Origin of the sequence: Bradyrhizobium sacchari, assembly GCF_002068095.1 — a bacterium.
GTDB classification, from domain to species: Bacteria; Pseudomonadota; Alphaproteobacteria; order Rhizobiales; family Xanthobacteraceae; genus Bradyrhizobium; species Bradyrhizobium sacchari.
In genome coordinates this window covers 122,388-130,448 of the sequence record NZ_LWIG01000033.1, presented here as the reverse complement: position 1 = coordinate 130,448, position 8,061 = coordinate 122,388, and the positions used below count along the sequence as shown (strand labels likewise).

Here is an 8,061-nt window from a genome sequence, read left to right as displayed (position 1 = left end):
AAAATGTGGAGCCGCCTCAGGCCTTTCCGGCCGGATAGCGCACGGGCCGGGCCGGCGCAACGGGAACTTGGGCCGGACAGGGCTCCCCTGCTCCCGGCGCGGGCTATTGCGAGTTCGTCAGTGCCGGACAGACGCTTGTAGCTAGGGCTTCGGCTTGGGCAGCACAATTCTCCCGTGGGAGGCAATGCCACCCCATTTGGCGGACCAGCCGATTTCCGAGGCCGAGGATGGCTCAATGCTTGCCGGACCTCGGGCGCCCTGCAATGCAAACAGGGCACCTTGGGGATCGACACATCGTGCGATCCAGCAGCCATCCGGCAATTCGATCGGACCCTGGAGGATCCGGCCTCCGCCAGCATTCACATGTTTCGTGGCAGCACCGATGTCGTCGACATTGAAATAATGCAGCCAGCTCGGCTGCGCGACGCTCGGAAGCTTCGTGAGCATGCCGCCGACCGTCTGTCCACCTGCCGAAAACAATTGATACCAGGCCGCTGGTTCGTTTTGAGCGTCGGCCTTCTGCCAACCGAAGAGTTCTCTGTAGAAATCGAAGACCGCGGTCCGGTCGACAGCCAGTAGCTCATGCCAGCCGACGCGGCCCGACTCGTCCGGCCGGCCCGGTTTCCGTCGGCCATATGTCGGTTCTTTGATCAGCCCGAACGTCGCCTCCTGCGGATCGGCAACGACTGCGATGCGGCCAATATTGGTGTCGGTCGGCGGCACAAGGATCGAGCCTCCAAGACGCCTGATCTGCGCGGCGGTTGCGTCCAGGTCGTCGACGGCGACGTATCCCATCCACCGCGGCGTCGCCCCCAATCTCCGCCCCTCTTCCGGGATCTCCATAAGTCCGCCCAGCGGAGCGCCGCCGCTACGAAGCACCGCATAGGGCAGTTCCGGGGTCGATTCATCCTTCACATTCCAGCCGACGGCCGTGCGGTAAAAAGCCCCCGCCGCCGCGACATCCGTGGTCAGGAGTTCATACCAAGCGAAACGCCCCGATCGATCTGCCACGCCGATCTCTCCGTTCGAGATTCGATGCGCTTGCGGCACTGCACCAAGCTGCATGAGCACCAACAGCGCGGATCGTTGATGCGTCGTGTCAACTCGCCGTGCCGATTCCGTTCATGAAGATGAATACATCCTGACCGTGCGCCACCGCGCGTTCGTGCGCGAAATTGTTGCTCGCGCACCTTCCCGGGCGTAGGCTTAGCGCGGCTGGGACACTTCTTGCAATGCTCGGAGGTTTGACCATGCGGCAGGCGAAGAAGACTTCCAAAGGGAAGAAGCGAGTCACCAAGGTCGCCGTGCCGGCGTTCGGAGCCGCAGGGTTGACGTTCTCGCTGGCGGGAGGCGCCTCGGCGTCCGCGGTACCGACAGCCGACACACAACAATTGCCTCATCTTGGAGTCGGTCAAGCCATCACGCTCGATGAAGAGGAGATGGCTGACGTCAGCCTCGCCACCTTCCATCTCTTCGACAAGGAAAACGCGGGTAGCCGCGTGCAGGTGGCATGGCGCGGATGCGGCGGTTGCCGCGGCTGCAGAGGCTGTCGGGGTTGCCGTGGTTGCCGATGCGGCGTCGGTTGCCGATGTGGCGTCGGCTGTGCTGTCCTGGGATGCGCCGTATCATGCGCGGGTTGCTGCGCATCGTGGGGCCGTTGCCGCTGGTGCTAGGCCCCCGGCGCGTTCCGAATGTCAAATTCACGGGTTGATAGGTCATTGGCCGGCCTCAAGAGTGGGGCCGGCCAATTGCTCGACATCGCTACGACACTTGCATCGGCAACAGGATCAGCGTGCTGACCCAATGACTGCAACTCGCAAGGCCCGCGTTGCGCGGCAGACCCGTCAAGACATTCTTCGATTTGCGCCGAACTTCACCGCTTACGTCCTGCCTCCCGATGCGGTCTGCCTCTATTCCGAGGACCGCAAGTTCTTCCTGCACGGCGAGCTCTACTGTGCCTTGGCCACCGCGATCGGACAACATGGCAAGGCTTGGCCGGAGATCATTCGCCAGCTTTCGAAGCACTTTCCGGCCGACAAGATCGAGGAAGCGATCAAGCGGCTCCTCGATCGCCGGTATATCGTTGCACGGACTTCGAAAGCATTCGACGATGCCGTCGGCGGTTTCCTGGCAAGCCTCGGCATGCCCCTGGAGATCGCGGCACAAAATCTTCGCAATTGCCCCGTGCAGGTCGAGTCGATCGACGTCAAAGGCGCCAAGGAGCTGACCGCGGCGTTGAGCAAGCTCGGTGTTCAAATCGCCAAGCGAGCGCCGAAGTTGACGATCACGCTGGCGAACGACTATCTCGACCGGCGACTTGCTGAACTGAACCAGGAACGTGTGTCCGGCAAGACGCCCTGGTTGCTGATACAGCCATCCGGCCCGTTTCCCTTGGTCGGGCCCGTGTTCAAACCCGGCGAGAGCGCCTGCTGGACCTGTCTGTTCGATCGCATGATCCGCAACAGGGAGATCAAGGGGTTTCTCGACCGGGGACCGGCGCGTGCGGTTGCCACATCGCCGCTCGTCAGAGAAAGCGTGGGCCAGACCGGAATCCATTTTGCGGCCGTCGAGATCGCCAAGGCAATTGCCTCGGATTTTCGCACCGATTTGCGCGATCACATCGCAAGTTTCGACCTGACCGGCGCTGCCATCGCCAAGCACTACGTGACGCGGCGTCCGCAATGTCCGACCTGCGGCAACAGGAAGCTGAGCAACCCACGCCGATCTCCGGCCCTGGTCGAAATTGCCGAGGGCAAGAGGCTCGTTATGACCAGCGGTGGATATCGCACCGTGACGTCGCGGTCGACGGTGTCGCGCTTCCGCAAGCATGTGAGCCCACTGACAGGGGTGGTGACCAGGCTCGAACGAATCGACGTCGATCTGCCGATGAACACCAACTATTTCGCCCAGCATAATTTCTCCGCGCCGGCCCACAGCATCGACCAGCTCAGATCCGGATTGAGCGGCGGCAGCTTTGGCAAGGGCTCGACCGCCGAACAGGGCGAAGCCAGCGCTCTGATGGAATCCATCGAACGCTATTCGGGCATTTTCCAGGGCGATGAGATCAGGACGACGCGTCGATTTGCCGATTTCGCGCCTGGCGAGGCGCTTCTTCCCAACGATGTCCAGCTCTTCAGTGAAACGCAGTTCAAGACCAGGTTTCTCCAGCAACCGGACGATCCCCATCCGGTTCCCGAACCGTTCGATCCCTCGACGAGGACCGAGTGGTCGCCCGTTTCATCGTTGCGCGACAAACGCTTCAAATATCTGCCGACGGGCCTCCTGTACTTCTTCTATGGCGGCTTTCACACGGATTCCAACGGCTGCGCGGCCGGCAACACCCGCGACGAAGCGATTGTCCAGGGCTTCCTCGAACTGATCGAGCGCGATGCCTACGCGATCTGGTGGTACAACCGGGTGCAGCGCGCCGAGGTCGACCTCGAGCAATTCGACGATTTCTATGTCCGGGATCTCCGAGCTCAATTTGCGGAAGCCGGGCGCAAGCTGTGGGTGCTCGATGTCACCACCGACCTCGGCATTCCGACTTACGTGGCGATCATGCACTGGATGCAGGATGGACACGAGAATATCGAGTTCGGCTCCGGCGCTCATTTCGACCGTCGCATAGCCCTGTTGCGCTCCCTCACCGAGCTGACCCAATTCATGTCTGTCAGCATGATGAGCGGTGCGAGCGGCGAGAAGCCGACCCTCGACGGTGTCACACCATTGCGCCTGGAAGACTACCCGTTCCTGACACCCAGCGATCGGCCGATCGTCGCCCCAGCGCCGAGCCTCGAGCTTCACGACAACACGCGGGACCAGGCCATCGCTTGCGTTGAGATCGCCGCCCGCGCGGGCTACGATTTCCTCGTCCTCGACCAGACACGTCCCGACGTCGAGGTTCCGGTCGTCAGAGTGCTCGTCCCCGGCCTGCGTCATTTTTATCGCCGCTTCGCACCGGGCCGCCTTTACGATGTGCCGGTGAAGCTCGGATTGCTGGATCGGCCGCGACAGGAAAGCGACCTGACCTCATTCCTTCCACACACCTGAAGGGTTGCTCTTTCGTGCGCGCTCCCCGGAAAACGCCGACCAGGAAGATCGCGCCAGACATCGCCGCCCGATTGAGCCATCGCTTCTCCCTCCAGATGCAGCCGGACGGAAACATCGCGGTCTTTCTGGGCGACTATTCCGTCAACCTCGGACAATTCAGCGCAGCCGCGATGGACCGAGCGCGACATCTGGGCACCGGTCTTCCGCTTGCTTCGTTTGCAGGCAAGAGCATCCTCGCCAGGGAAATCGACGCACTGGTGCATCGCTTGGCCCGGAAGGGCCTTCTGGAATACCGCCTCTCCTCTTCGCGTAACACGCAGGATTTCGTGATCATCGAGCCTCAAGTCCCCGACTACTGGCCGCGACGCGCGAAGCTCGGCAAGCGTGATACCGTCGTGTTGTCGCGCTTTGCCTATCTGCGCCGGCGCGGCAATGAGATGGTGCTGGAATCGCCACGCGCCGGCGCGCTGTTCCGGATTGGCGATCCCGCCATCGCCGCCACCCTTGCTGCGCTGTCGCAGCCTCAGAAGATCGGCAAGCTCGACCAGAAGATGGCTTCCTCCACCCTCCATCTGCTCGAACTGTTGCTGGACTGTCAGATCCTGCTCAAGCTCGATGCGAAGGATGGGCAAGGCCTGCGGGTCAACGAAGGCGACGGCAACCTCGTACTCTGGGATTTCCACGATCTGGTGTTTCACACGCGGAGCACGGAGGGTCGGCAAGCCAATCCGGTCGGCGCGGCCTTCACCTATGCCAGTGTCGTTCCGCCGTCGCCGGCGGTGCGTCCGCCCTGGGCCGGCAGCAGGGTTGATCTGCGCACATTCTCCTCCCCCGCGGAGCCGAACTCTCTCCTCCGGAAGCTGTTGCGCGAACGCCATTCGACACGGGATTTCGACGACAAGAATCCGGTCACGCTCGGCGAACTCGCGCAGTTTCTCGACACCACCGCGCGCGTTGTGTCCGAATGGAAGAGCGAGCCATATTTCGAGGGCGGTTCCGAAGTCGCCTATAGCGCGAGGCCTTATCCGTCGGCCGGCAGCGCGTACGAACTCGAATTGTACCTCACCGTCGCGAACTGCGACGGGCTTGCGCGCGGACTCTACCACTACGACGCAGGGAGCCACGCGCTGGTCGCAATCAGCGCCTCCGCCCAACAACTCCAGGCTCTCTCAGTGGCGGCTCAGTTCGCCATGGACGCGCCTGGTCAGCCGCAAATCCTGATCACGATCGCGGCGCGCTTTGGGCGGGTCTCCTGGAAATACAGCTCAATCGCATATTCGTTGATCCTGAAGAATGTCGGCTGTCTGATTCAGACGTTCTATCTGGCCGCAACCGATATGGGCCTTGGTGGCTGCGCTATCGGGACGACCAACATCGATCTGTTCGCGAAAATGACGGAGCTGGAATTACATATCGAGGGCCCCGTCGGTCAATTCGCGCTCGGGCGCGGCAAGAAGCCCGAGGTCCAACGCTAGACGCAGCGGCAGATCGGCACACAGCTCAAGCCAGTCGCGCTATTGCAGCGTCGGATCACGCGGTCGCGCAGCCAGTCGCCGATGACGATTTCAGGATGGTGCGACGGGTGAGTTTTCTCATGACGATAAGCCCTGCCCTCTGTGATGTGTTATTCGGCGAGACCAAGCGCGGCGAGATGGGCGGCGCCCTTGCGGGCGTCGTGGTTGCGGAGTTCCAGGATCAGTCGCGGGTTGGAGGTCAGCCGTCCCAGCGCGCGGAACACGGCGACCCAGGGGATATTGCCTTCTCCCGGAGCCCAGTGCCGGTCCGCAAAACCGATGACGGGAGCAGCGCCAGACCAGTTCGGTGACAGGGCCGTGAAACGAACATTCCGCAGCGTCGAGCAGCTGTGGACATCCCGCGCATCCCCAGCATCGATCTTGTGCAGCAGCGCTGCCGTCGATGCAGGCACGTGCAGTTGCCGCAGAAGCAAGCTCAATCGTCTCCGTAGTGATCCGGAATGGAATCCTATTTCGATCTCGCGTACATCGCGCGACATCGATCGGCGGCCACTTCCAAGGGCATCACCCTCTGATCGCGCACCAAGGGGTTGGGGGACCACATGGGGCGGGGGATCGAAGGCTGGGGCAAGGTGACGAGGTCCGGACTCCTAGGCACTCCGGACCTCGGAACTTTTCCAGATTGAACGCGAACGTCACGCCGTCCGGCTGTTCAGCCGAGCGGCGCGTTGTCGTTTCCAGGCCGTCTTGCCGGCTTCTCGCTCAGCGAGTTTGCGGCTCGAGCGTGATCGTGCAATCACCCTGCCCTTGCGTCGCGACGACGATGTCTCCCGCGGCCGCGCCAAGGGCGACCGGCGCAGACGAGCTGCCATCGGGCATCTGAACCGTCACGCTCAGCGAATCCGTGCGCGCGGTCGAGCCGACCGTCGTCGGTTCTGCTTCGGCGACATTACCCGAGGCATCCCGCCGCATGATGCGGCAATTCACGTTGCTGCTCGCATTGCTGCCCGCGGCAGCCACGCTCGATGTGCCAGCGCCGCCCATTTGTGCGCGGGCCCGCGATGGATCGCGCGGCACCTGGCTGACGATGCGATGCGTCCGCGGCTCCACGATGACGACGTCGTCATCGGTGGCAAAATACTCATAGTCTCGATATTGCGGCTCGATCGAGACGATCTCGGGCGGCAGCTGATAGAGACGCACGTGCGATGGAATCGTTTCGCCGACCCGGATCGAGATGTTCAGATTGCGCTCCGGCTGGGCGAGGCGTGCGCGGCTCACCGTTTCCGAGAGCCGCACCTGCCTCTCCGAAGTCACCTGTGCCTGCTGATTGACCTGCGTATTGGTCTGGGTCGTCTGGTTGGCCTGATTGGTTTGCGTGCCCGTCGCAGCGGGAGCGCTCTGGGCGTTGCTGGTCGGAGCCGTCCGGCTTGTATCCGTCGCGGTTGCCGGCCGGTTGCTCTGCTGCGGCGGAGGCGATTGCTCTGCCGCATTGCGCGGCGGCTGAGTCTGGTTGTGCTCGCTCTGCAGGGCAGCCGGGCCGGTCTTGGACTTCTCCGACTCGGCCGTTGATTTCTGCGGCGCGGACTTGTCCTGCTTGGTCTCCGCGCTGCTCTTGCCGCTGTCGCGTCCCGCTTTCTCGGCCTCGCGGTTGCGATCGCGCGCAGTCTCGCGAGAATCCTGCGCCTGATCCTTCGCCTTCGGCTGATTGCGCTCGGCAGACGGGGTCGGCTGGCGCTTGTCGTCGCTGGCCTCGTGCTTAGCGCCGCCCTTGTCCTCGCGGCTCCCGCCCTGCATTCGCTCCTGCGCGCCTTGCGCGCGTTCCTGGACGCGATCTTGACCGCGTTCTTGGAGACGTTCCTGGGCCGCACCACCGCGTTGCGGCGCAGCGCCCTTCGCCGGTTCCTCGCTCCGTTTCGGCTCGTCTCTGCGCTCGGGCGCCTGGGCATAAGCGAGCCCGGACGCGAGCATGAGGCCGACGGCTGCAGTCGATAACATCAAGTGCTTACGCATTGTCCCTCTCCTCGACAAATCGCAACAACAGACGCGAACGTTCTGTGCGTGCGAATGTTCCCGAGCGGGAACGGAGCCATTCAGGGGTGAGCGGACCGGATCCTGCTCACATCGCATCCTTCAGCGTCAGCCGCGCCGTGAACGTCACGCTGATCTTGCCGACAAGCGCCATTCCCTCGACTACGGCGCCGCCGGGGAAATAGTCGCCGGAAAAGCCGCAGGTGACCTCCCTGCCCCCGAACACGAGCGTCCGGCCGACCGCTTCGGTGTGCTGGTTGACGATCATGTCACCGCGCCACTTCCCGTTCCGGAAGGTGTAGCTGCCGGTGTAGGAGAAATAGCTGTCGCCACCCATGATGCGGCCGTCGCAGAGCACGACCACGCCTCTCGCCTGTCCGCGCTTGCCCTCGCGCATCTCGATGTCGAAGATGTAGAGGCCGTTGACGACGCTTGCCCCTTCACCTGCTTCCGAGCCTTCCCCCGCCGGCATCAGCTCGTCTCCCCCATCGATCCGCCGTGCCAA

General features: G+C 63.0%; 5 protein-coding genes and 1 pseudogene. 2 read left to right on the top strand and 4 right to left on the bottom strand.

The genetic code is table 11. The annotated features are described in order from the left end of the window. Window positions 1-141: 141 nt before the first annotated feature. Window positions 142-1,065 carry a VOC family protein gene (locus A5906_RS28630; protein ID WP_080138567.1) on the bottom strand — a complete coding sequence of 308 codons (924 nt, stop codon included), beginning with the start codon at window positions 1,063-1,065 and terminating at the stop codon, window positions 142-144. A 738-nt stretch (window positions 1,066-1,803) separates the two neighbouring features. Between A5906_RS28630 and A5906_RS28620 the strand changes: the two genes are divergently transcribed. Together A5906_RS28620 and A5906_RS28615 are read left to right on the top strand one after the other, a co-directional pair. Continuing rightward, window positions 1,804-4,050 (top strand): TOMM precursor leader peptide-binding protein, encoded by a 2,247-nt coding sequence (locus tag A5906_RS28620; RefSeq protein ID WP_080138565.1) that lies wholly within the window; start codon window positions 1,804-1,806, stop codon window positions 4,048-4,050. Window positions 4,051-4,145: 95 nt separating this feature from the next. Then, window positions 4,146-5,525 (top strand): SagB/ThcOx family dehydrogenase, encoded by a 1,380-nt coding sequence (locus A5906_RS28615; protein ID WP_080138564.1) that lies wholly within the window; start codon window positions 4,146-4,148, stop codon window positions 5,523-5,525. A 149-nt stretch (window positions 5,526-5,674) separates the two neighbouring features. On the opposite strand, the pseudogene A5906_RS28610 reads toward A5906_RS28615, so the two are convergent. The 3 genes and pseudogenes from A5906_RS28610 to A5906_RS28600 all read right to left on the bottom strand — a co-directional run. Continuing rightward, window positions 5,675-5,842 (bottom strand): annotated as a pseudogene (locus A5906_RS28610) (sugar phosphate isomerase/epimerase family protein); the annotation flags it as partial. 445 nt (window positions 5,843-6,287) lie between these two features. Then, on the bottom strand, window positions 6,288-7,538 hold the full coding sequence (locus tag A5906_RS28605) for a DUF1236 domain-containing protein (protein WP_080138563.1): 1,251 nt from the start codon (window positions 7,536-7,538) through the stop codon (window positions 6,288-6,290). Window positions 7,539-7,644: 106 nt separating this feature from the next. Continuing rightward, window positions 7,645-8,028: a hypothetical protein gene (locus A5906_RS28600; protein ID WP_080138562.1), complete on the bottom strand. Its 384-nt coding sequence runs from the start codon at window positions 8,026-8,028 to the stop codon at window positions 7,645-7,647. Between the last annotated feature and the right edge of the window lie 33 nt (window positions 8,029-8,061).